21 protein-coding genes and 2 pseudogenes are annotated in these 23921 nt (G+C 69.0%); 14 read left to right on the forward strand and 9 right to left on the reverse strand.

What is annotated here, in order from left to right:
- Positions 1-17: 17 nt before the first annotated feature.
- Positions 18-404: pseudogene (locus OHT21_RS05730) on the forward strand (response regulator transcription factor); the annotation flags it as partial.
- A gap of 143 nt (positions 405-547) precedes the next feature.
- On the opposite strand, the gene OHT21_RS05735 reads toward OHT21_RS05730, so the two are convergent.
- Entirely contained in the window at positions 548-1138 is a 591-nt protein-coding gene (locus tag OHT21_RS05735; protein WP_328767143.1) for a TetR/AcrR family transcriptional regulator, read from the reverse strand.
- Between the two features lie 173 nt (positions 1139-1311).
- A complete protein-coding gene (locus OHT21_RS05740; RefSeq protein ID WP_328767144.1) occupies positions 1312-1812 on the reverse strand; it encodes a PaaI family thioesterase in 501 nt (166 codons plus the stop codon).
- Positions 1813-1915: 103 nt separating this feature from the next.
- Here OHT21_RS05740 and OHT21_RS05745 point away from each other — a divergent pair, with 103 nt between their 5' ends.
- A complete protein-coding gene (locus tag OHT21_RS05745; protein WP_328767145.1) occupies positions 1916-2428 on the forward strand; it encodes a winged helix-turn-helix transcriptional regulator in 513 nt (170 codons plus the stop codon).
- A 382-nt stretch (positions 2429-2810) separates the two neighbouring features.
- Here OHT21_RS05745 and OHT21_RS05750 read toward each other — a convergent pair whose 3' ends face one another.
- The 3 genes from OHT21_RS05750 to OHT21_RS05760 all read right to left on the reverse strand — a co-directional run bounded on the left by OHT21_RS05750 (position 2811) and on the right by OHT21_RS05760 (position 6051).
- The gene (locus tag OHT21_RS05750) at positions 2811-3728 is read right to left on the reverse strand and encodes an alpha/beta hydrolase (protein WP_328767146.1); all 918 of its coding nucleotides are present in this window, start codon (positions 3726-3728) and stop codon (positions 2811-2813) included.
- Between the two features lie 109 nt (positions 3729-3837).
- Positions 3838-4899 (reverse strand): alkene reductase, encoded by a 1062-nt coding sequence (locus OHT21_RS05755; protein WP_328767147.1) that lies wholly within the window; start codon positions 4897-4899, stop codon positions 3838-3840.
- A gap of 360 nt (positions 4900-5259) precedes the next feature.
- The gene (locus OHT21_RS05760; RefSeq protein WP_328767149.1) at positions 5260-6051 is read right to left on the reverse strand and encodes an SDR family NAD(P)-dependent oxidoreductase; all 792 of its coding nucleotides are present in this window, start codon (positions 6049-6051) and stop codon (positions 5260-5262) included.
- A 348-nt stretch (positions 6052-6399) separates the two neighbouring features.
- On the opposite strand from OHT21_RS05760, the gene OHT21_RS05765 reads away from it, so the two are divergent.
- Positions 6400-6966 carry a TetR/AcrR family transcriptional regulator gene (locus OHT21_RS05765; protein WP_328767150.1) on the forward strand — a complete coding sequence of 189 codons (567 nt, stop codon included), beginning with the start codon at positions 6400-6402 and terminating at the stop codon, positions 6964-6966.
- Positions 6967-7051: 85 nt separating this feature from the next.
- Positions 7052-7423: pseudogene (locus tag OHT21_RS05770) on the forward strand (IS5 family transposase); the annotation flags it as partial.
- 97 nt (positions 7424-7520) lie between these two features.
- On the opposite strand, the gene OHT21_RS05775 reads toward OHT21_RS05770, so the two are convergent.
- The gene (locus OHT21_RS05775; protein ID WP_328767151.1) at positions 7521-7880 is read right to left on the reverse strand and encodes a DUF6463 family protein; all 360 of its coding nucleotides are present in this window, start codon (positions 7878-7880) and stop codon (positions 7521-7523) included.
- A gap of 131 nt (positions 7881-8011) precedes the next feature.
- On the opposite strand from OHT21_RS05775, the gene OHT21_RS05780 reads away from it, so the two are divergent.
- Both OHT21_RS05780 and OHT21_RS05785 read left to right on the forward strand, forming a co-directional pair.
- Positions 8012-8902, forward strand: a complete 891-nt coding sequence (locus OHT21_RS05780) for a DUF1963 domain-containing protein (protein ID WP_328767152.1) — start codon at positions 8012-8014, stop codon at positions 8900-8902.
- Between the two features lie 332 nt (positions 8903-9234).
- Entirely contained in the window at positions 9235-10248 is a 1014-nt protein-coding gene (locus OHT21_RS05785) for an NADP-dependent oxidoreductase (protein WP_328767153.1), read from the forward strand.
- 134 nt (positions 10249-10382) lie between these two features.
- Here OHT21_RS05785 and OHT21_RS05790 read toward each other — a convergent pair whose 3' ends face one another.
- Together OHT21_RS05790 and OHT21_RS05795 are read right to left on the reverse strand one after the other, a co-directional pair.
- Positions 10383-11393: an enoyl-CoA hydratase/isomerase family protein gene (locus OHT21_RS05790; protein WP_328767155.1), complete on the reverse strand. Its 1011-nt coding sequence runs from the start codon at positions 11391-11393 to the stop codon at positions 10383-10385.
- Positions 11394-11476: 83 nt separating this feature from the next.
- A complete protein-coding gene (locus OHT21_RS05795) occupies positions 11477-11635 on the reverse strand; it encodes a hypothetical protein (RefSeq protein ID WP_328767156.1) in 159 nt (52 codons plus the stop codon).
- Between the two features lie 166 nt (positions 11636-11801).
- Between OHT21_RS05795 and OHT21_RS05800 the strand changes: the two genes are divergently transcribed.
- The 3 genes from OHT21_RS05800 (at position 11802) to OHT21_RS05810 (ending at position 16113) form a co-directional block, all read left to right on the forward strand.
- Positions 11802-12713, forward strand: a complete 912-nt coding sequence (locus tag OHT21_RS05800) for an alpha/beta hydrolase (RefSeq protein ID WP_328767157.1) — start codon at positions 11802-11804, stop codon at positions 12711-12713.
- 195 nt (positions 12714-12908) lie between these two features.
- Positions 12909-14798: a propionyl-CoA synthetase gene (locus OHT21_RS05805; RefSeq protein WP_328767158.1), complete on the forward strand. Its 1890-nt coding sequence runs from the start codon at positions 12909-12911 to the stop codon at positions 14796-14798.
- A gap of 94 nt (positions 14799-14892) precedes the next feature.
- Positions 14893-16113: a metallophosphoesterase gene (locus tag OHT21_RS05810; RefSeq protein ID WP_328767159.1), complete on the forward strand. Its 1221-nt coding sequence runs from the start codon at positions 14893-14895 to the stop codon at positions 16111-16113.
- 67 nt (positions 16114-16180) lie between these two features.
- Here OHT21_RS05810 and OHT21_RS05815 read toward each other — a convergent pair whose 3' ends face one another.
- Positions 16181-17209 (reverse strand): LacI family DNA-binding transcriptional regulator, encoded by a 1029-nt coding sequence (locus OHT21_RS05815; protein ID WP_328767160.1) that lies wholly within the window; start codon positions 17207-17209, stop codon positions 16181-16183.
- A 751-nt stretch (positions 17210-17960) separates the two neighbouring features.
- Here OHT21_RS05815 and OHT21_RS05820 point away from each other — a divergent pair.
- The 5 genes from OHT21_RS05820 (at position 17961) to OHT21_RS05840 (ending at position 23843) form a co-directional block, all read left to right on the forward strand.
- Positions 17961-19277 carry an extracellular solute-binding protein gene (locus tag OHT21_RS05820; protein WP_328767161.1) on the forward strand — a complete coding sequence of 439 codons (1317 nt, stop codon included), beginning with the start codon at positions 17961-17963 and terminating at the stop codon, positions 19275-19277.
- Complete coding sequence (locus OHT21_RS05825; RefSeq protein WP_328767162.1) at positions 19274-20176, forward strand: carbohydrate ABC transporter permease; 903 nt, start codon at positions 19274-19276, stop codon at positions 20174-20176. The genes OHT21_RS05820 and OHT21_RS05825 overlap by 4 nt, the downstream gene beginning before the upstream one ends.
- A gap of 1 nt (position 20177) precedes the next feature.
- Positions 20178-21071: a carbohydrate ABC transporter permease gene (locus tag OHT21_RS05830; RefSeq protein ID WP_328767163.1), complete on the forward strand. Its 894-nt coding sequence runs from the start codon at positions 20178-20180 to the stop codon at positions 21069-21071.
- 144 nt (positions 21072-21215) lie between these two features.
- The gene (locus OHT21_RS05835; RefSeq protein WP_328767164.1) at positions 21216-23597 is read left to right on the forward strand and encodes a beta-glucosidase family protein; all 2382 of its coding nucleotides are present in this window, start codon (positions 21216-21218) and stop codon (positions 23595-23597) included.
- Between the two features lie 117 nt (positions 23598-23714).
- The gene (locus tag OHT21_RS05840) at positions 23715-23843 is read left to right on the forward strand and encodes a hypothetical protein (RefSeq protein ID WP_328767165.1); all 129 of its coding nucleotides are present in this window, start codon (positions 23715-23717) and stop codon (positions 23841-23843) included.
- Positions 23844-23921 lie beyond the last annotated feature (78 nt).

Here is a 23921-nt window from a genome sequence, read left to right on the forward strand (position 1 = left end):
CCGGCACCCGCGTCCCACGGTCCGTGGCCGCCGGGGACGTGGTCATCGCCCCCGGCCTGACGCGCGAGCTCATCGACGTCTTTCCCAGCCGGCGGCCCGGCCGCGCCCCCGGCCAGAACCGGCAGCTCGTCTTCCTGCCCCAGCGCGAATCGCAGACCATCGACACCGTGGACGCGGCCACCATGCGCGGCGAGTCGCTGCGCCGCGAATCCCTGACCCAGCGCGAGCGCGAGGTGCTGACCGCCATTGCCTCCGGCTGGACCAACCCCGAGATCGGCGAACGGTTGTCGCTGGCCGAATCCACCGTCAAGACCCACGTCAGCCGCATCCTCGCCAAGATCGGCGCCCGCGACCGCGTCCAGGCCGTGATCTTCGCTTACGACACCGGACTGGTCAGGCCCGCACGACCAGCACCGCCACGCGCGGTCGGCGCCGCCGGCCGCAGAGGTCCTGACGCTCTGCCCGCAGCAGGCTGAGGTCCAGTCACGCGGGGATCCGCACCCAGCCTGCCGCTGACGGGAGGGCCCCGGGCCAGGGATGTGGTGCGTCAGACGCGCTGCTCGGCGTCCAGCAGGGCGAGGGCGTTGCTGACCCCCTGATCGAGGAGTTTTTCGGCGAGTTGGCGGTCGGTCAAGGCGCGGGAAAGCTGCAGTGTCCCGGCCATCAGACCGAGAAGGCTGAGCGCCTTCACACGTGCGGAGGACGGGTCCTCGGGCGCCATGCGGGCGGCAACGCCCTCGACGAGGACCAGCACGCCGTCGGTGTACGCCTGCCTGGTTGTGTCGGTGCAGCGCCCGATCTCGTCGAGCAGAGCGGCGTTGGGGCAGCCGTCGCCAAGGCTGTCGCGGTGCCGGGGCGACAGGTAACCGCGCACAATCTGCTCGAGTCCGGCACGGCCAGGTGCGGCCCGCGCGACGACATCCTCGGCCTGCACCTTCAACTGCTCGGCGATTGCCGTGGCGACGAGGTCATCCTTGGATTCGAAGTGAGCGTAGAAGGCCCCGTTGGTCAGCCCCGCGTCCTTCATGAGCGTCGAGACCCCGGAGCCGTCGATACCGTCTTGCTTGAGCCGGCGGCCCGCCGTCTCGATGATCCGCCGCCTCGTCTCCGACTTGTGCTCTTTCCCGTACCGCACCACAGCACACACTCCTACGCCGACCAGAAGGGCCGGTTGCCCTTCCCCGACTTCACCAGCCTATGGTATTGCGAACGTAATCCAAAGAGTCGGCAGCGGCGACGGTCACCGCCTCGCCGCAATGCACTCCCCGTTGCCCCGGCTGCCCCCACAGACCGAGGACCCTGCCTGCGGAGTCACACCCGAGAGGGAGGCACCGGGAAGAGCATGCAGCTGCTGGTGGCATGGGCGAGGAGTCGGTCCGTCGCGTCGACCAACTGAGCCTGGGCGAGGGCGGTTTGGCGGCCCTTGCTGACCACCGTGCCGATGGCGCGCACCGTACCCGAATCCACCGTGATCCGTCGCAGGAACTTCACCGTCAGGTCGAGCGAGGTGTACGCCATGCCCTGCGGGAGGGTGGACTGGACGGCGCAGCCCGCCGCCGAGTCGAGCAGGGTGGCGAAGATACCGCCGTGCACGCTGCCGATCGGGTTGTAGTGCTCCTCCCCCGGCGTCAGCGAGAAGACCGCCCTGCCGGGCTCCACCTCGTCCAGGGCGAAGTCGAGGGTGTAGTTGATGGGAGGCGCCGGCAGCCGCCCCGCCTGCAGTTCGCGCAGGAAGTCGATGCCGGCCATGCGCCCGGCGGCCTCCGCCGAGAGTGCGGGATCGTCCCAGTTGTACGTACGCGTTCGCCCCACGGCCGGCGCCCTTCCCTCTGACTGTCAGCTGACTTTTTCAAGTGAAGCTAGGCTTTCGCCCACCTGACTGTCAATGACGAAGCCAGGCTCGTACGATGGCGGAATGGAGTGGCTTGAGGCGAGCACGGAGAACTGCCCCGTCCAGCGCACCCTCGACGTGATCGGGGAGAAATGGACGCTGCTGATCCTGCGCGACGCCGTCAACGGAGTCCGCCGCTTCGACGACTTCCACCGCCACATCGGCCTGTCGGAAGCCGTCCTCAGCGACCGCCTCCGCAAGCTGACAGCGGCCGGCATCCTGAAGACCGTCCGCTACCAGGAACCCGGCAGGCGCTCCCGCAACGAGTACCGCCTGACCCGCAAGGGTTGGGACCTGTGGCCCGTCCTGATGGCACTGAGCCAGTGGGGCGAAACGTACGCCCTCGACGCCGACGGCCCCGTACTGGACGTCCGCCACACCGACTGCGACGCCCCGGTCCGCGTCGTCGTCGAGTGCTCCGCGGAGCACTCCGCCCTCACTCCCCGTGACGTCACCGCCCGACTGGGAACAGGCGCCCGCCTCCGGCCTGAAGGTCGTGAGCCATCGGCCTCGCGGTCGCGGGCCAGACGGCGGTGAGACATCAGCTGAGTGCCGTGTACTCCGCCGTTCTCGGATCGCTTCACCGCGCGGAAACCGGACATGATCCGGGGCCGGGTCGCCGCAGGCCCCGGCGGTCATGCTTGCCGAGGGCGGCGGTCCGGAGCGTTGCGCTTGTCGGCGAGTGCCTCGCGCAACGCGTACTGAAGCCGCCGTCGTGGTCGGCCGTCCCCGCCGTCGTCTGCCGGAGCGGGACGAGATCGCGGGCGTCGCGGATCTGCGCGCCACCGCAGGCCATGTCGGCGTCCGGCCACCGTCCCGATCCGGCAGACGCGCGGATCTTGCAAATGCCGCGCCCGGACCGCTAAGCGGGGCCGGGGAAGCGCGGGAACGCACCCGCACTTCCCCGGCCCCGCTCAGGTCAGATCTTCGTCTTCTCCCGGACCCACGCGCCGATCTGTGCGATGGCGGCGTCGGTCTCCGGAATTCGGCCGGCACCGTAGACGTACGAGTGCTGGCCTCCCGGGACCACCACGGTCGCCGTGTCGATTCCGGCGTCCTTGAGGCGGGCGGCGAACTCCTCGTCCTCGCCGGCCAGGACCTCGTACGTTCCCCAGGAGACGAGGGTCGGAGGGAGACCGCTCAAGTCCGCCCGGTTCAGATTGATCCGGGTGTCCGTGAACTCGATGCCCGTGCCGCCGATCCAGGCATCCCGGAAGAACTCCAGCAGATCCTTGCTGAGAATCTTGTCCGTCTCGGCGTTGGCCGCGATGGTCTCGTTGGCGATCTCGAGGTCGCACCAGGGGGAGATCGACACGATGGCGCCGGGCAGCAGCTGCTTCTTGTCGCGGAGGCGAAGCGCCAGGGCGACGGCGATGAACCCGCCGATCGAGTGGCCGATCGTGATGATGTTGGCCGGCTCATACCCTTCGGAGAGCAGCCAGTTGAAGGCCGCCTCCGCGTCGTCCACCTGAGCCGGGTACTTGTGTTCCGGTGCTCGCCGGAAGTCCAGGACCAGTACGGGGGCCCCGGTGGCCTTGGCGATATGGCCGGCGAGCTTTCGGTCGACGTGTGCCGACGCCAGAACGGAGCCTCCGGCGTGCGTGTGCAGGAGGACGTAGTCGGTGTTGGCGTCGACGGGTTCGCACCAGATTCCCAGCACGCCACCCGCGTCCACCTCCCGGTAGGTGACGCCTTCCGGCTCCCGGGCCGCGAGATGGACTTGCTCCGCCTGGATGCGCGCCGCATCCAACTCGGACGGGGGACTCTGCCCTGTGGCCAGCCATTCCGCGAACTCGGTCGCTTCCGGGCTCAGTTCAACAGCAGCGTGCTCAGTCACGTGGTACCTCCTTGGGACGATTTGGGCGTACGGGCCCGCCAGCACCGGTATGGCCGGGGTTTGTCAGGCGGTGAGGGTGGGGTTTGTCAGGCGGTGAGGGTGGGGGTTGTCAGGCTGTGTGAGTGGGGTAGTCGGTGTAGCCGGCCTCGCCGCCTCCGTAGAAGGTGTCGGGGTCGGGGGTGTTCAGCGGCGCGCCGGTGCGTACGCGCTCGACCAGGTCGGGGTTGGCGAGGGCCATGGTGCCGACGGTGACGACGTCGGCCAGGCCGTCTTCGATGTCCTTCGCGCGGGTGGCGATGTCGGTGCCGGCCCGGTTGAGAACCAAGGTGTTCGGCCACAACTTGCGGAGCGTGTACAGGAGTTCGTCGTCGCCGCCGTGGAGGATGTGCAGGTAGGCGAGGTTGAGCGGGGCGAGAGCACGTACGAGGGCGGGGTACAGCTCGTGGGTGTCGCTCTCGGCGATGTCGTTGTAGGGGTTGCCGGGGGAGATCCGGATGCCGGTACGACTGGCGCCGATCTCGTCGCTCACGACGGTGGCGGCCTCGACGGCGAAGCGGATGCGGTTCTCGATGGAGCCGCCGTACTGGTCGGTGCGCTGGTTGGTGTTGGTGGCGAGGAACTGGTGCGGGAGGTAGCCGTTGGCGCTGTGGATCTCGACGCCGTCGGCGCCGGCCGCGATGGCGGCCGCGGCGGCGCGGCGGTAGTCGTCGACCGTCGCGACGACTTCCTCGGTGGACAGCTCGCGCGGTACCGGCATCTCCTGGAGGCCGGACGCGGTGAACATCTCGCCCGCCGGCTGGACTGCGGAGGGGGCGACCGGCTGCCGGTGGTGAGGGGTGTTGTCGGGGTGGGACATCCGCCCGGTGTGCATCAGCTGGATGATGATGCGTCCGTCGGCCTTGTGTACGGCGTCGGTGACCTTGCGCCAGCCGGCGATGTGCTCCTCGGAGTGGATGCCGGGGGTGAGCAGGTAGCCCTGGCCGTCGGCGTTGGGCTGGGTGCCCTCGGTGATGATGAGGGCGTGCGAGGCGCGCTGGGCGTAGTACTCGGCGTTCAGCTCGGTGGGCGCGCCGTTCGGGGTGGACCGGTTCCGGGTCAAGGGGGCCATGGCCAGTCGGTGCGGCAGGGCGATCTTCCCGACGGTGGTCGGGTTCCACAGGGCGTTCAACATGGGTGTTCCTCGCAATAAGGGGTTAGAGAGAGCTGCGGGGAGGCGGGCTGCCTGCGCCCCACGGACAGCGCGTAGGCGGTGACCGGCCGGATGGGCCCGGCGACCTCGACCTTCGATCGTGGAAGGCGGACTGCGTGGAGGGGCAGTCGACGGTGCTGCCGGGGTGCTGCCGGGCTTCCACGCACATGACCGCCGCCAGTGCGGTGGCGGCCCCGGCTGTTCGTACGGGTGGGGGGGACGGAGGACGCCGAGCGCGTCGGCCTTCCCTCACGCCGGAGGACGCATCGGTCGTGTGCAGGTGCAGCAGCGGCCGTGCCGTCCGTTACAAAGGGGACTCCTGCAGCGGAGTCGAAGCGGTGGTCAGCCGCGGTAGCGGGCGGCCGGGACCCGCAGGGACAGGTTCGGGACGAGCGTCTGACGTGCCTTCTCGTACGACTCCCAGTCGCTGATCTCCGGCAGTGACGGGATGGTGACGGGCTCCCCGGCGTCGAGGCCGGCGAACGCCGCGTCGACGGCGTCGTCCACGCTCATGATCGCCTCGTCGGGAAACCCCGAGAGGTCGACGCCGGCGCGGTCCCAGATCTCCGTGCGGACAGCGCCCGGCAGCACGGCCTGCACAGTGACGGGGCTATCGGCGAGTTCCTGCTGCAGGGCCTGGGTGTACGTCAGCACGTAGCCCTTGGTGCCGCTGTAGACGGAACCGCCGGGCAGGAAGTTGAGCGCCAGGGCAGAGGAGATGTTCACCACGGTGCCGTGCCCGCGGGCTATCAGGCCCGGCAGGACCGCGGTGGTCAGCCTGGTCAGCGATGTCACGTTGAGGTTGATCAGCGCCGCGGAGGCCGCCGCGTCGGAGCTTGCCAGCGGAGCGAACAGCGCCGCGCCGGCGTTGTTGATCAATACCGCGATGCTCTCGTCGGTCCGCAGACGCTCCTCGACCACGGCGATCTGCGCCGCATCGGTGAGGTCGGCGGTGACGACGTCCACTGCGCGGCCCGTGCGACTACGGATGTCCGCCGCCAGCGTTTCCAGCCGCGCAGTGTTCCGGGCCACCAGGATCAGGTCGTAGCCCCGGTCGGCAAGCCGCTGCGCGTAAGCCGTACCCAGGCCGGCGGACGCACCGGTGACGACGGCGGTCTTGTTCTGCGTGGTCATGGGGTGGATCTCATTTCTGGGGTGGCGGATGAGTGGGAGCCAAGGCGTCGACCCGTTTTAGATTACGATAAGTATCTAAAGCCGTTCAGTCAACGGCCCCCGTGCTGTCGTCCCCCGCCGGCGGTCGGAGACTGCTCGACGCGCACGCCGAACCACAGAGTTGACGGCCGATCAGATTCGAATGGAGGCGCTTCGGGCGCATGGTCGCCACGGACGGTTTCGCGTACTGCCCTCGCGACGAGCACGCGGGCTCGGCGAACGACATCCCTGCCGAGGGCGACGCGACCGGCCGCCCGACACATCGCATACGATAGATGAGCTTTACTATCTAACGTGGGTAGGTGACTGATGAGTCGCGTTTCGCAAGCACAAGCGCTCGAGAACCGCAGGCGGGCGGTCGCCGCGGCCTCCCAGCTCTTCCGGGAGCGCGGCGTGAACGGCATCAGCGTCGCCGATCTGATGAAGTCCATCGGGCTGACCACGGGCGGCTTCTACAAGCAGTTCGCCTCCAAGGAGGCCCTGATCGCAGAGGCGGCTCAAGCCGCTTTCGGGGACCTTGACCAACTCCTGGCGGAGTTCGACACGGCCCACGGCGATCACGACACCGCGCGCGCCGCCCTCCTCGACTTCTACCTGTCGCCCGAGCACCGCGACCAGCCCGGCACCGGTTGCCCCACCGCGGGATTCGCAGGGGACATGGCTCGCGAGTCCACGGCTGGGGAGGTGCGAGAAACGTACGCAGCCGGGGTCGAGGAATTCGCCTCGTGGCTGTCCACCGACACCAAAGACGGCCTTCCCATGGTGGCCACTCTGGTCGGCGCGCTCCTGCTGGCCCGGGCCACGGCGGGCACGGAACTGTCGGAGAAGATCCTGGAGTCGACCCACAAAGCCCTGACTGCACCAGACGCGCCTTGACCCGGAATCCTGGATACGGGATGTGCGACCAGGCAGTTTCGTTTGGATCCCGAGGCGCGGCGGCCGGTGGCGTGACCACCGGGAGGTGATCGATGCGATCGCGTTCAAGTTGCAGACCGGAACTGAGTGGGTCCACCTGCCGGAGAAGTTCGGCAACTGGCGAGGCGTCTACGACCAGCTGCGGATGTGGGCCATCGACGGCACCTGGGAGCGGGTGTTCACCGCGCTGATGGTCCAGGCCGACACCGGCGAGGACCTCAACTGGGCCGTCTCGGTGAACTCCACGATCGTGCGTGCCCACCAGCACGCGGCCAGGGCCCGCAAAAGAGGCCCGGGCAGACGAAGCCGACACGACCACGCAATCGGCCGCTCCCGCGGCGGACTGACCACGAAGATCCACCTCGCGGCCGATGGCCGCTGCCAGCCTCTGGCGTTCGTGCTCACCGCGGGCCAGGCCGGCGACGCACCTGCCTTCACCGACGTCATGGCCCGCCTGCGCGTTCACCGCCGGCAAGGGCGGCCCCGCACCAGGCCGGACCTGCTAACACAACGGCTCAGCCGCGGAGCGACCTGCGCAGCAGGAGGCCGCCGAGCCCCACCAGGGCAGGGAAGCCGCTCTTTGGCATGGCCGCGGTGCCCGTCACGCCGACGGCGGTCAGAACGACACCCGCGGCGCGCTGGGCCGGGATGTCCTTGTGCTCCTCCGCGGACCGGAGCAGCCGGCCGCCCATCCACAGGGCGGGCGCAGCGACCATGAACCAGAAGGCGGCGGCGCGATCGCCCCGGTCGGGCACGGAGTTAAGAAGGTCTCCGCGAACCATGTCGGCGAACACATCGCGGTAGATCACGGCGCCGATGGCACCGTGACCGACGCCGACAATCTGGAGCCAGTGTCCTACTGCATGTCGCTTCATGGCCTCATCGTATGGGCCGGCCTGGGCGTCCCCCGGGGGCCGGGCCTGCGGGCTCGTGTCAGCAGGAAGTAAGTGATCCCGTTCTCTATGGCCGTGTCCGGGGCGGGAGTTGCCCCCGTACCGTTTCCGCCGTGGATCTCTACGAAGCCTTTCGGACGGCGGCGATCGAGCAGGGCGTCTCGTCTGCGGATGTCGACGCGTACCTGGCGGATGGGCGCCCTTGCCTACGCCTGGGGCCCGGACCCGGACCGGTCGCCGGATGGGTGGGTGGACTGCCGGTGCTTCCCGACGGTGTGGCGTGGCCGCGCGCCGACGGCAACGACCACGACGTCGAGGCCGAGCCCTTCCCTCTGGCTGTCACCATCGACTTGGCGGCCTTGCCCTGGGAGGGGTTACGGGAGGCACTGCCGTTCACGCTGCCGGCCACCGGGCTCCTGCAACTGTTCTACCTGTATTCCCAGGATCCACGCAGTCAGCACTGCACCGGGGAGGAGGAAGCTCTCGGATTCGTTCGAGTGGTTCACGTTCCCGACCTGGGCCTGGCCGGGCAGCGTGCCGTTCCCGAATACGCTCATGCGGAGAAATGGCCGGTCCCGGTGCACGAGCGTGTCGAACTGCGGGCAACACTGCGGATCGACATTCCGGGGTTCGACCCCGATTACGGCACAAAGCTGCCGGGACTGCCGGCGGACCACCCGCATTCCGCTGTCCTGAAGGACCTGACGCTGCGTTTTCTGCCGGTTGGTCCGTACTGGGAGGGCGTCCAGGTCGGCGGCCACACGTGGGGGGAGCAATGGGACTGCGAAGACGCGATCGCCGCGGAGTTGGCACCACCCGGGGAGGACAGTTCCAGCAAGGCCAGGCAGGAGCGTAAGCAGCAGGTGTATCGCGAGTGGCTGCCTCTGGCTCAGTTCAGCGTGCAGGACGAGGAATACACCAATGCCCGGCTGATGATCCGCCGGGAGGACCTGGCGGCGGCCCGCTTCGACCGGGTGCGTTCTTATCAGGAGTTCACCGAATGAGGCGCCGGGCGCAGCCTGCGCGGCACGGCAAGAGACAATTCGATCTGGTGGCCCACCTCGGTCCACCGCCGGGAGGCGCCCTGCTGCGTGCAACGAGCCATGCCAGCTTGGCATGCCCCGGTCGAGACGGGAGTCCACGCCGGCACCCTGGAGAGCTTCAGTCCACACATCCATGGGGGCGACCCCGACGCACTTGAGTTTACTTTTCTATACTCAGCCGGTAGCGTCGTGACCAGCACATCAACCCGGCCGCAAGCGATAACGGGCGCGCAGGGGACCTGCGCGAAGAATCACCTCGACCAACGGAACACCCACCCAGAAAGGCGGCCGGCATGAAGGCATTCGTCGTCGAGAAGTACGGCAAGGACGGCGTGCGCGCCGCGGAGGTACCCGAGCCCACCGTCGGAGACCGCGACGTCCTGGTCAGAGTGAGCGCCGCCAGCATCAACCCGCTGGACAAATTGGTCCGCAACGGGGAGTTCAAGCAGGTCCTGAAGTACAAGCTGCCGTTCGTGCTCGGTCACGACGTGGCCGGTGTCGTGACGCGGGTCGGCTCAGCCGTACACGGCCTCAAGGTCGGCGACGAGGTCTACGCCCGTCCGCGCGACCTGCGGATCGGCGCCTTCGCGGAGTTCATCGCGATCGACATGGACGACGTCGCGCCCAAGCCGGCCTCACTCACCCTCCAGGATGCGGCCGCGGTGCCGCTGGTGGCCCTGGCCGCCTGGCAGGTTCTCGTCGACCGTGCCCAGGTGAAGCCGGGGCAGAAGGTGCTCATCCACGCCGGTGCCGGTGGCCTCGGCTCGACGGTCATCCAGCTCGCCAAGCACCTCGGCGCCACCGTGGCGACGACCACGGACACCGACACCGAGAAGCTGGTCAGGAGCCTCGGCGCCGACGTCGTCGTCGACTACACCGAGGAAGACTTCTCGAAGGTGCTGTCCGGCTACGACCTGGTGCTGGACTCCCTGGGCGGAGCGAACCTCGAGAAGTCGCTGACCGTACTGAAGCCCGGCGGCCTCGCCATCAGCGTCGTCGGCCCGCCGGACGCCGGCTTCGCCAAGCAGCTCGGCGCCCCCTCGTTCCTGGGCCTGGTCATGAACATGCTCAGCCGCAAGGTCCGTAAGCAGGCCAAGGCGCTGGGCGTGCGCTACCAGTTCCTCTTCATGCAGGCCAACGGCTCCCAGCTGCGCAAACTCGGCGCCCTCTACGACAGCGGGAAGCTCCGCCCTGTCATCGACAGCACCTACCCGTTCGACCAGACACTGGAGGCGATGGCGTACGTCGAGCAGGGCCGCACCAAGGCCGGCAAGGTCGTGGTCTCGATGGTGCCCGACGACGACTGAGACCGCGCCGGCCACGGACCCTCCGTCCGGCACGGTCACACGGTCACGGGAGGGGGTGACGTATGGCGTGCGGAATGGCACCGAGAAGCTCCCGCCCCGGCTGCGTATCGGGAGCCTGATCACGGCGGACACGCTCAGGACGGCAGCGTCCTCCCGCCGAGCGACGCACGTTGCCAGTTGGGACTGCGATCCTTGTCGACCAGAGCCGCCCGGACGCCCTCCAGGAAGTCCGGCGTGCGGATGGTCGTGCGCGTGAGGGCGAGTTCGGCACTGAGGCACTCGCGCAACGTACGCTGCCTGCCCCGGGCCAGCAGGGCGTGAGTGATCTCCAGACTCTGCGGCGAGGCGGACTCCAAGGCCGCCAGCGCGGATGACGCCCAGGGGCTGTCGAGGTGGCGCAGGCGCTTCTCGATCTCGCCGAGACTCGGCGCGCCGAACGCCCAGTCCACATCCCCGCGTACCTCCGCCAGCCCGCTGCGCGCCACCGGGGAACGGCCGGCGAGGCGGTTCAGGACCACGTCCACCGGGTCGCCGGGGCTGTCGGCCAGGGCATCCCCGACCGCGTCGAGCCCCTCTCCGGGGACGAAGTGCGTGGCCAGCCCCGTATACAGGGCGTCGGCCGCGTCGACCCGGTGCCCCGTCAGTCCCAGGTACATGCCGATCGCGCCGGGCAACCGCGGCAGAAAGTAACTGGCCCCGACATCCGGGAAGAACCCGATCCCGGTCTCAGGCATCGCCAGCACCGCGCCCTCGGTGACGACGCGGAACCTGCCGTGGACGGACAGACCAAGGCCGCCGCCCATGCACAGCCCATCGATGAGCGACACGATCGGCACGGGATACTCGGCGATCCGAGCGTTGAGCCGGTACTCGGAGGCGAAGAACCGCTCACTGGCCTCGGCATCCCCGGCGAGGCTGTGCTCGCGGATCGTACGGATGTCTCCGCCCGCGCAGAACGCCTTCGCGCTGGTGCTTGCGAGCACCACAGCGGACAGCGGTATGCGCTCCCACTCAACGAGCGCGCGGTCGATGGCGGCGACCATGCCCGTCGTCAGGGCGTTGAGCGCCTTGGGCCGGTTCAACCGGATGCGGCCGACGCCCCGGTGGACGTCGGCGAGAATCTCGACCGCAGCGGTATCAGTCATCGGTGTCGTCACTTCTCCATCCGCACTTCTCCACCCGCGCGGGCCTGGCTGTCGTGGCCATCACGTTCCTCACTCGCCGGGTGTCAGGCGTAGATCTGCGCGTAGAGATCCTGGATCTCGTCCACGGTGGGTACGACGGGCTTGCCGGCCGGGGATCCGGACGCGAGCGACTGCTCGGCAACGAGTGACAACAGGCGGAACCACTCGTCCTCGTCGATGCCGTGGGCTTGGGGCGTGGGCACCTCAAGATCCTGGCACACGGCTCGGAGCGCCTCCGCGGTGGGTGATTCCAACCTGATCTGAGTTTACTTTCCTATACTCAGCCAGTAGCGTCATGACCAGCACATCGACCCGGCTGGCTGTCGCAGGGGAACCCGGCACGGCACCTGTCTGAGAAGGAGCACCACCATGGGAATCAGCCCAGAAGCACAGCAATTCGCGGAGTTCCTCGCGAGTACGAACGCGAAGGCGGCCATACCCGGCCTCGACCTGGCCATCGTCCGCGACATCGTCGACTCGAACCACAAGGCGTCGACCGAGCCGGAAGGCGTCACCTACGCCGAGGTCGACGCGGGCGGCGTCCCCGCCCTGTGGGCCATCCCCGAGGGCGCGGACCCCGACAAGGCACTGCTCCACTTCCACTTCGGCGGATCCGTCGCCGCCTCCATGCACTCGGACCGCAAGGCCGCCGGCCACATCGCGAAGGCGGCCGGAGCCCGCTCCCTCGTGGTGGACTTCCGTCTGGCACCCGAGCACCCCTACCCCGCCCAGCTCGACGACGCCGAGACGGCCTACCGGTGGCTGCTCTCGCAGGGCTTCGAGTCGCGCAACATCGGCAGCACGGGCCACTCGATCGGCGGCACCCTCGCGGTGATGCTGCCGCTGCGTCTGCTCGCGAAGGGCGAGGCGACCCCGGGCGCGATCGTCAGCGTCTCGCCGTGGACCGACCTCACCATCCAGAACCCGTCGGTGGACGCGAACGAGGACAACGACAAGATGCTCAGCAGAAACACCCTCGAACTCTTCCGAGCAGCCTGGCTGCAGGACCCCGCGGTGGACTTCACCGACCCCCAGATCAGCCTCGTGAACGCCGACTTGACCGGCCTGCCGCCCACGACCGTCCACTACGGCGAGTACGAGACCCTCGCCGACGACGGCGCCCAACTCGGTCGCCGCCTCGCGGACTTCAAGGTCACCTCCGAGGTCCACCCGATGCCCGAGGGCCAGCACTCCTTCGTCCTGGGCGCCGGGCGCGTACCCGAGGTGGACCAGGCGATCCAGCAGATGGGCCAGTGGCTCCGTAAGCACCTCGGCGCGTGAGCAGAAGCCGCACCTGACGGCGGGACGGGGTCTGCCGGCGGGGCCGGCGCACCACCTCGATGCCGGTGACCGGTACGCCGGTCACCGGCATCCCGCTCGACCCCGGCCGGGCGGCATGCGGTACTTGTGTCCGACACTGTTTCCGCACGCAGCCCCACCACCGTCCCTCGATGCCACAAAGGAGTGCCCGACGCGATGGGAACGTACGAGGATGTCTTCCGCGCCAGCACCGAGGACCCCGAGAGCTTCTGGCTGAAGGCGGCAGAGGCCATCGACTGGGATGTCACTCCGCAACGCGCCCTGGATTCCTCGGGCGCACCCTTCTACCGCTGGTTTCCCGACGGACGGCTCAACGTCTGCTTCAACGCGCTCGACCGGCACGTCGAAGCCGGCCGGGGCGAACAGCCCGCGCTCGTGTACGACTCCCCCGTGATCGGCGCCCAACGCACCTACAGCTACGTGCAGTTGAGGGACGAGGTGGCCGCCTTCGCCGGAGCACTCACGCAGCTCGGCGTGGGGCACGGCGACCGCGTGGTGATCTACATGCCGATGGTCCCCGAGGCCGCCGTCGCGATGCTGGCCTGTGCACGGATCGGCGCGGTCCACTCGGTCGTCTTCGGCGGGTTCGCCCCGCACGAACTCGCCCTCCGCATCGACGACGCCGCCCCCAAGGTCGTCGTCTCCGCCTCCTGCGGCATCGAGGGCAAGCGGGTCATCTCGTACAAGCCCCTGCTCGACCGGGCCATCGAACTCGCCGCCCACAAGCCGGAGAAGAGCGTGATCCTGCAACGCCCGCAGGAACCGGCCGAGTTGGGGCCCGACGATCTCGACTGGGCCGACCTGGTCGCCACCGCACCGCCGGCCGACTGCGTCCCCGTCCCCGCCACCGATCCCCTGTACATCCTCTACACGTCGGGAACGACCGGAAAGCCCAAGGGAGTCGTGCGTGACTGCGGCGGCTACGCGGTCGCCCTGCACTGGTCGATGGGCGCCGTCTACGACGTGGGCCCGGGCGAGACGATGTTCACCGGCTCCGATGTCGGCTGGGTCGTCGGGCATTCGTACATCGTCTACGCTCCCCTGCTGGCCGGCGCGACGACGGTCCTGTACGAGGGCAAGCCGGTGGGCACCCCGGACGCGGGCCAGTTCTGGCGCGTCGCAGCCGAGTACCAGGTCAAGACCATGTTCACAGCCCCCACCGCCTTCCGGGCCATCCGCAAGGAGGACCCGAAGGGGGCACTCACCGCCGGCTACGACCTCTCCCACCTGCGCTACCTCTTCCTCGCCGGCGAGCGCCTCGACCCCGAGACGTACCACTGGGCGAGCACCCTGCTGGACGTCCCGGTGATCGACCACTGGTGGCAGACCGAGACCGGCTGGCCCATCGTCGCCAACCCGGTCGGCATCGAGGCCGCTCCCGTCAAACCCGGCTCCCCCACCCGCCCGCTGCCGGGCTGGGACGTCCGCGTCCTCGACCCCTCGGGCGAGCCGACGCCCGCGGGCGCCGACGGCGCGATCGTCGTGAAGCTCCCCCTGCCGCCCGGCGCACTCCCCACCCTCTGGAACGACGACGACCGCTACGTCACCTCCTACCTCACCGCCTACGACGGCTACTACCTCACCGGCGACAGCGGCCACATCGACGACGACGGCTACGTCTTCGTCATGGGCCGCACCGACGACGTCATCAACGTCGCCGGCCACCGGCTGTCCACCGGCAGCATGGAAGAGGCCCTGGCCGCCCACCCTGACGTCGCCGAATGCGCCGTCATCGGCGTCGCCGACGAACTCAAGGGACAGATCCCGCGCGGCTTCGTCGTGCTGAAGGCAGGCAGCAACCGCGAACCGAGCGACGTCGAGGCCGAACTCGTCCAACTCGTACGCGAACGCATCGGCGCCGTCGCCTCCCTCAAGGACGTCACGGTCGTCGGCGCCCTGCCCAAGACCCGCTCGGGCAAGATCCTGCGCAAGACCATGCGCGGCATCGCCGACGGCCACGACGAACCCATCCCGTCCACGGTGGACGACCCCGGCGTCATCGAGGACCTGCGCCCCGTCCTCCTCCGCCGCACCGACACCCCGTGAACGTGACCGCCCGAGACGCCCCACGCCCCTCCGACCAGCCCCGGGGCGACCGGATACAGTGCGCGAGACGGCAGCGCGGTCAGAGAGGGGAAGCGTGACCGACATCAGCGACACCCAACCCGCCGACAGCGAAGTGCAAGCTCCGCGGCAGAGCCGACTGCACCGCCTGATGCGCTACCTCCCCCTGATCGCCCCCGTCCTGCTGTGGGCCGTGCCCTGCTGGGTGCTCCTGCACGCCGGCCAGCACTGGCCGCTGCCCGTCATGCTGGTCGGCACCGCCCTGTTCGCCTTCGGCCTCGTCGGTATGCCGCTCGCGATGGGGCGCGGTCACGGCCGGCGCCAGCAGGACCGGGCGGCGATCGTCGGTGACACCCTGCTGGGCGCCAGCTGGGTTCTGTTCACCTGGTCCGTTCTGCTCGGCGTCCTCTTGCGGTTCGCCCTGACCGTGGCCGGCGTCGGCGAGAGCCAGGACCGGGCCCGAATCGTCACGTGGGCCGTCCTCGGCATCACCGCCGTACTACTCGCCTGGGGATACGCCGAAGCCCGCCGCGTGCCACGCGTGCGCCGCCTCGACGTACAACTCCCGCGGCTGGGTGCCGGGTTGGACGGCACCCGCGTCGTCCTCATCACCGACACCCACTACGGCCCGCTCGATCGCGCTCGCTGGTCGGCACGGGTGTGCGAGACGGTGAACACTCTGGAAGCCGACCTGGTCTGCCACACCGGCGACATAGCGGACGGCACGGCCGAACGCCGCCGCGCCCAGGCCGCCCCACTCGCTACCGTGCAGGCCACCCAGGGCCGGGTCTACGTCACCGGCAACCACGAGTACTACAGCGAGGCCCAGGGCTGGGTCAACCTGATGGACGAACTGGGCTGGGAGCCGCTGCGCAACCGCCATCTGCTGCTCGAACGCGGAGGCGACACCCTCGTGGTCGCAGGCGTGGATGACGTCACCGCCGAGTCCTCCGGCCTGGCAGGCCACCGCGCCCACCTCGCCGGAGCCTTGAACGGCGCCGACCCCGACCTACCCGTCCTGCTCCTGGCACACCAGCCCAAGTTCATCGACCGGGCAGCAGCCGCCGGCATCGACCTCCAACTCTCCGGCCACACCCACGGCGGCCAGATCTGGCCCTTCCACCACCTGGTCCGCATCGACCAGCCCGCCCTCGCCGGCCTCAGCCACCACGGCACCCGCACCCTCCTCTACACCAGCCGCGGCACCGGCTTCTGGGGCCCGCCGTTCCGCGTCTTCGCCCCCAGCGAGATCACCCTGCTCGTGCTCCGCTCCCCGAACCAGCCCACCTCGCCGTAGCACTGGACGGGCCAACACATCCGCTCGGAGCAGCCCACGAGCCGAGGGATGCGGCATCGACAGATGACTACCCACGCGCCGAACTCTCTTCGCGGGGTGGCGCCGTTGAGGCGCGTACCACGAGTTCGGTGGCGAGTTCGATGTGGTGGGAGTCGACCTTTTCATCGTTGGCCAGTCGGAGGGCGGTGCGCAGGGCGGCACCGCCCATCTCCCGTAGTGGCTGGCGCACGGTGGTCAGTGGCGGTGAGGCCATCTGGGCGAGGCTTGTGTCGTCGAAGCCGACCACGCTCAGGTCTTCGGGGATGCGCAGGCCTCGGGTGCGGGCGGTCTCGATGACGCCGAGGGCGATCTCGTCGTTGCCTGCGAAGATCGCCGTCGGTGGCTCTTGCAGGCCCAGTAGCGCCGTGGCGCCGAGCAACCCGGTCTCGTACGTGAAATCTCCGGGCTGGACGTAGACGTCGGGTACCTGCGCTCCTTCCGCCTCCATGGCGGCGCGGTAGCCGTGCATGCGTGCCTGGTTGCATACGGCCATGGCCGGTCCGCCGATATAGGCGACGCGGCGGTGCCCCAGGGAGAGCAGGTGCCGGGTCGCGGCCAGGCCGCCGGCGAAGTTGGTCGCCCCTACGCTGTGGACGCGGCTGTCCGGCAGGTGCAGGGGGTCCAGCACGACCAACGGCAGCCCGGACCGGGCCAGTTCGTTCAGGTGCGCTGTGGTGTACACGCTGGTGACCGCGATGACGGCGCGGCGCCCGGCTGAGACCAGGTCCCGGGCCCAGTGCGGGGCATGGGACGCCTTGCTGATCACCACCGAGGCCCCCGATTCGGCGGCGGAGTCGATGATGCCTTCCAGGGTCTCGGCCACGTACGACTTGAGGCCGCCCTGGAACTGCACCTCGATGGTCGGGCTTTCGACGACCTCGGTGTGGCGGAACACGGGCGCGAGGTAGTCGTGCTGATGCAGCAGTTCCTGCACCCGGCTGCGGGTGTGCGGCGCCACGTCACCGCGACCGTTGACCACTTTGGACACGGTCGCGACGGAGACTCCCGCCGCTTGGGCGATGTCCGCCAAGGTGGTGCGCCTGGCGTTCGGACGCATCGGTTCCTCCCAGCTGTACGTCCACCGGTGTGGTGAGCTGCCGGTCGGGCCGGCAATGCGGGTGGAACCGGTCAACCGTACGGCAACCCGGCACCGAGCTCCTCCGGAGAGGTGCCGACGAGCCCTTCAACCTCGACACGTCCGACGATCCGTGTGAGATCGCGTCCGGTGATCGCGGTCCGGGGCATGCACGCCGACCGGTACGCGTGCGGCCCGTACGTGCGCGCTTGCGCGCGGTTCCAGCCGTATCTGGGCGCAGCGGGCCCACTGCCGCAGTGTCCCGCCCGACCGCCCGGACGGCGGGGATCTGCACCCGCAGCGACCCCTGCCGGCGGAACGCTCCCGGGTTCCCGCGAACACATCGTCCGGAGGCGCCACTTGTGGACTCTCCGCCTGTCCGTCGCCGCCTTCGGCCACACGCTCCGGGCAGTTGCCGACGCAGCGGCTGCCGAGGTGCGCGACCTTGTGCATGACCTGCACCGACAGTGCGTCAGCCGGGACCATCGCATCACCTCTCCGTCCCTCAACCGGTCGACTTCGAAATAGTTTCGGTCCCTGCCAAGGGTTTCTCGAGGGCCGCTCTTGCCCGATATTACGCGGCTGACGGCAGCACGACAACGCAGCTGCATACACCTTGACACGGCGTCAGCCCGAAACTTAATTTGCACGAACGGAGCACGGAGAAGTCTGTTACGAAAACCTTTCACCATGACTCACGAGAAGCCGATGGCTCTCGAGTGCGGAGAAAAACATGGCGCTCTCCCGACGTACCCTCCTCGGCCTGGCCGCCGGCGTGCCGGCCTCTGCGGCCCTCGCGGCCTGCGGCACGTCCGGCCCCAGCAAGGGCGGCGGCGACGGCACGGCCACGTACTGGCACCTGAGCGGCCAGCCTCAGGAAGGCGTCAGGACCGGTGCGGTGGAGCGGTTCAACGAGGCCAACCCCAAGGGGCAGATCGAGGTCACCACCTTCGAGAACGACGCCTACAAGACGAAGATCAAGACCGCCATCGGCGCCGGGAAAGCGCCCACCATCATCTGGGGGTGGGGCGGCGGCACGCTGCGCACCTACGTGGAAGCCGATCAAGTCGACGACCTCACCCCGTGGTTCGACGAGAACCCTGACATCAAGAACCGGCTCTTCCCGTCCTCGTTCGGCGCGGCGACCGTCGACGGCAGGATCTACGCGATGCCGTTCGAGAGCGTGGAGCCGATCGTCCTGTTCTACAACAAAAGGGTCTTCGACGACGTCGGCGTGGAGCCGCCCCAGTCCTGGGACGACATCATGGCCCTGGTGCCTAAGTTCAACGCGGAGGGCATAGCGCCGTTCTCCCTCGGCGGCCAGTCCCGGTGGACGAACATGATGTGGCTGGAGTTCCTGTTCGACCGCATCGGCGGCCCCGAGGTGTTCCAGGCCGTCTTCGACGGCGAGAAGGACGCCTGGTCCCACCCGGCCGCCATCGAGGCGCTGACCAAGGTGCAGGACCTGGTCAAGGCGGACGGATTCATCAAGGGCTTCTCCTCGATCACCGCGGACTCCAACGCCGACCAGGCGCTGCTGTACACCGACAAGGCCGCAATGATGCTGCAAGGCTCCTGGTCGTACGGCATCCAGCAGACCGAGGGCGGAGACTTCGTCTCCAGCGGCGGCCTCGGTTTCATGAACTTCCCACCCGTCGAAGGCGGCAAGGGCGATCCGGGAAACTCCGTCGGCAACCCCGCCCAGTACCTGTCCATCTCCTCGAAGGCCAGCGCCAAGCAGAAGAAGATCGCGAAGGACTTCTTCGCCACCGGCGTCCTCACGGACGACGAGGTGAAGGCGTGGATCGACACCGGGGCGGTGCCGATCCGGAAGGGCTCGGAGAAGCTGCTGGCCGAATCTGAGAGCTCCGAGTTCCTGGAGTTCGTCTACGGCATCGCCAGCAACGCGAAGGCGTTCGGCCAGTCCTGGGACCAGGCGCTCAGCCCGACGGCCGCCGAGACGCTGCTGGACAACATCGCCAAGCTGTTCCAACTGTCCATCTCGCCGCGGCAGTTCACCGACAATCTCAACAAGGTCATCGGCAAGTGAGCGCACTCACGGGCTCTACAGCGCGCGAGGGCCGGCGCAGCATCCTGCCCTGGCTGGCCGTGCCGGCGCTGCTGTTCTTCGTCGGCTTCGCCGTGGTCCCGCTCGTCGGCGTCTTCGTGCTGAGCTTCACGACGTGGGACGGGATCGGCACCATCCACCCGTCCGGGCTGACCAGCTGGCGTGCGGTGCTCACCAACCCCGGGCTGCCGCACGCCCTCTGGGTGACATTCCTGGTGATGGCCGTGTCCTGGGCGGTTCAGACACCGGCAAGCATTCTGCTCGGTACGTTCCTGGCCGGCCGCCAGCGCTACCGCGCGGTGCTGAGCCTGATCTACTTCGTCCCGCTCCTGCTCAGCTCCGCGGCGATCGCGGTCGCGTACAGGGCTCTGCTGGACCCCAACTTCGGGCTGGGCGCCGGGCTGGGGTTCGAGTGGCTCAGCAAGGACTGGCTGGGGCGCCCCTGGCTCGCCTTCGGCGTCGTCGTCTTCGTCGTCTCCTGGCAGTTCGTCCCGTTCCACTCGCTGATCTACCAGGGGGGCGTCCAGCAGATCCCGCAGTCCCTGTACGAGGCCGCACAGCTGGACGGCGCCGGGCAGATCCGCCAGTTCTTCAGCATCACGCTGCCCCAGCTCAAATACACCATCATCACCTCGTCGACGCTGATGGTGATCGGCTCGCTCACCTTCTTCGACCTCATCTTCGTCCTGACCGAGGGCGGCCCAGGAGACGCCACCCGGGTCCTCGCGCTGGACATGTACAAACGGGGCTTCCAGGCCGACCTGATGGGGCCGGCCAGCGCCATCGCGGTCATCCTCGTCCTGATGGGCCTCGCCATCGCCCTGCTGCTGCGCCGGCTCGGAGGCCGGGACGCCGGTGAGAGCCAGCTTGAGGGAGTCTGACATGACCACCACGCTGACCAAGCCGCATCCGCAGAAGACCACCCCACGCGAGCGGGGGCACCGTCCCGGTGCGACCGCCCGCCGGCGCAACTGGCTCGGCGGTCTGGGCGGATGGCTCTGGCTCGCCGTCGTCGTCGTACCCCTCTACTGGATTCTCATCACCAGCCTCAAGGCCCGTAGCGACTACTACGCGAGCAACCCGCTGGCGCCGCCGACCGACCCCACACTGGACAACTACGAGCTGGTCCTCGAGTCCGACTTCATCAGCTACTTCTGGAACAGCGTCGTGGTCACCGCCGGCGCGGTGGTGCCGGCGGTCGCGGTCTCCTTCATGGCCGCCTACGCCATCGTGCGCGGCTGGCGCATGCGGTTCCTGCGCGTGGCGAACGGCATGTTCCTCATGGGCCTCGCCATCCCGCTGCAGGCGACGGCCATCCCGGTCTATCTGATCATCATCAAGCTGCAGCTGTACGACAGCCTGCTGGCGCTGATCCTGCCGTCGATCGCCTTCGCCATCCCGCTGTCCGTGCTGATACTCGCCAACTTCATCCGCGACGTGCCCAAGGAGCTGTTCGACTCGATGCGGGTGGACGGAGCCACCGAGTGGGGGACGCTGTGGCGCCTGGCAGCGCCGCTCACCCGCCCGGCCATCCTCACCGTGACCATCTTCAACGCGCTGACCATCTGGAACGGATTTCTGCTGCCGCTGATCCTCACCCAGAGCCCTTCCCAGCGGACTCTGCCGCTCGCCCTGTGGACCTTCCAAGGGGAGTACGGGGTCAACGTCCCCGCCCTCCTGGCCGCCGTCGTCCTCACCACCCTGCCCCTGATCATCCTGTACGCGTTCGGCCGCCGTCAGCTGCTGAGCGGTCTGACCGCCGGATTCAGCCGTTGACCGACGCTGACGCCGTGGCCGGTGGGCAGGCGAAGCGGATCTGGGCCGGGCCGGAGCCCTGACGCGATCTGCCCCCCTTGAGTCCCTCGTCTACCTGTTCGCCCGTCGCGCCCTGGCCAAGGGGCTGACGGGCGTCGGAGGAAAGTGAAAGCCAACGTGGCTGTAGACAACACCACCGAAATCTCCCTCTGGAACGACCCCACCGTTTCCGTCACCGCGAGAGTCGACGCCCTGATCGACGCGATGACCCTTCAGGAGAAGATCGCCCAGCTGTACGGAGTGTGGGTGGGCGCCTCCGATCAGGGCGGTGAAGTGGCCCCCCACCAGCACGACATGGAGGAGGCCGTCGATCTCGACGCGCTCCTGCCCAACGGACTGGGCCAGCTGACCCGGCCCTTCGGCACGGTCCCGGTCGACCCCGCCCTGGGTGCACTCTCCCTGGCCCGCACCCAGAGCCGTATCGCCGCCACGAACCGGTTCGGCATCCCCGCTCTCGCGCATGACGAGTGTCTGGCCGGCTTCGCCGCCTGGGGGGCGACGGCCTACCCCGTTCCGCTGTCCTGGGGCGCCACCTTCGATCCGGACACGGTGCGGCTCATGGCCGCCGCCATCGGCCGCGACATGCGTGCCGTCGGCGTCCACCAGGGACTCGCGCCCGTCCTGGATGTGGTGCGCGACGCCCGCTGGGGCCGGGTCGAGGAGACCATCGGCGAGGACCCGTACCTCGTCGGCACCATCGGGACGGCATACGTGCAGGGCCTTGAGTCCGCCGGGATCGTCGCCACCCTCAAGCACTTCGCCGGCTACTCGGCCTCTCACGCCGGCCGTAACCTCGCTCCCTCCTCCATGGGCCCGCGTGAACGCGCCGACGTTCTGCTGCCTCCCTTCGAGATGGCGATCCGTGAGGGCGGCGCCCGGTCGGTGATGAACGCCTACACCGACACCGACGGCATGCCCTCCGCGGCCGACGAGGATCTGCTCACCGGACTGCTGCGCGACACGTGGGGCTTCGACGGCACTGTCGTCGCCGACTACTTCGCCATCGCCTTCCTGACGACGCTGCACGGCATCGCAGCGGACTGGGCCGGCGCCGCCGGCACGGCGCTGCGCGCCGGCATCGACGTCGAACTGCCCAATGTCAAAACCTACGGCGCGCCCTTGGCCGAGGCCGTCGCCGACGGCCGCATACCGGAGGCGTTGGTCGATCGCGCCTTGCGCCGGACACTCACCCAGAAGGCGATGCTCGGCCTGCTCGACCCGGACTGGAGCCCCGTACCGGCCGCGCTCGACGGGGTGGACCTGGACGACCCGGCCGCCCTGCGCGGCCGGATCGACCTGGACGGTCCGGAGAATCGCGCGCTGGCCCGCACGATCGCCGAGGAAGCGGTCGTGCTGCTGAGCAACGACGGCACCCTGCCGCTCGAGAGGCCGCGCCGCATCGCCCTGCTCGGTCCCAACGCCGACGAGCCCAGCGCCGTACTCGGCTGCTACTCCTTCCCCCAGCACATCGGCGTCCGCCACCCCGGTACCCCACTCGGCATCGAGCTGCCCACGCTGCGCGACACTCTCGCCGCCGAGTTCCCCGACGCCGAGATCACGGTCGCCCGCGGCACCGGAATCGACGACGGAGATCTCTCCGGCATCCGCGAGGCCACCCGGGTGGCACGCGAGGCCGACATCGCCCTGGTCGTGCTCGGCGACCGCGCCGGGCTCTTCGGGCGGGGCACCAGCGGCGAGGGATGTGACGTCGATTCGCTGCGGCTGCCCGGCGCGCAGCAGCAACTGCTCGACGCCCTGCTCGACCTGGAGACACCCGTGGTCACCGTGCTGCTCGCGGGACGACCGTACGCCCTCGGCCGCGCCGTGGAGGAGTCCGCTGCGATCGTGCAGTCCTTCTTCCCGGGTGAGGAGGGCACTCACGCGATCGCCGGGGTGCTCAGTGGCCGTACCAATCCCTCCGGACGTCTCCCGGTCAGCGTGCCGCGCGGGCCGGGCTCCCAGCCGGCCACGTACCTCGGGGCACGGCTCGCTCACGTCAGCGAGGTGTCCACGATCGACCCGACCCCCGCGTTCGCCTTCGGTCACGGTCTGTCCTACACGCGGTTCGACTGGACAGGCCTGACCGTGGACGTCCAGGAGGCTCCGACGGACGGTGAGTTCACCCTCACCTTCACCGTCCGCAACACAGGCGAGCGGTCCGGAACCGAGGTCGTCCAGCTCTATCTGCACGACCCGGTCGCCTCCGTCGTCCAGCCGGTGCAGCGCCTCGTCGGCTACACCCGGGTGGAACTGAAGCCAGGCGAAGCCCGGCGCCTCCGTGCCACGGTCCCGGCCGACCTCGCCTCCTTCACCGGACGCGACGGTCGGCGCGTCGTCGAACCGGGCGAGCTGGAAGTGCGGTTGGCCGCCTCCAGCGCGGATCCGCGCCTGACGGCCAGGGTCACATTGACCGGAACCGAGCGCCATGTGGATCACACGCGCCGCTTGCACGCCACGATCGGGCAGGAGCCGGTTACCCGGGCATGAACCAGACGTGCGCAGGGCACGTCGCGGTAGCGGTAGCGGTAGCGCTGCGCTGCGCTGCGCACACGGAACCGCAGGGCCCGGCATGTGGTGGTCGGGGCCCGGTGCATCCTGGGTGCCTTGTGGCTACGCGGCCTGCACGAGCTGCGCCGCCTGCACATCACCCGGAAGAACGCCGCCCCCAACCACCCCACCATCTGCGGCAAGGCTGTCGCCGACAACCCGGTTCGGTGTCCGCACGGCATCTGACGAGCCGACTTGGGGATCAGTCGGAGTTCGGACCCCGGCCCGGTCGGTGTCTTGTCCGCAGCCACGTGAGGGGAGAAG

Origin of the sequence: Streptomyces sp. NBC_00286, assembly GCF_036173125.1 — a bacterium.
Taxonomy (GTDB): Bacteria; Actinomycetota; Actinomycetes; order Streptomycetales; family Streptomycetaceae; genus Streptomyces.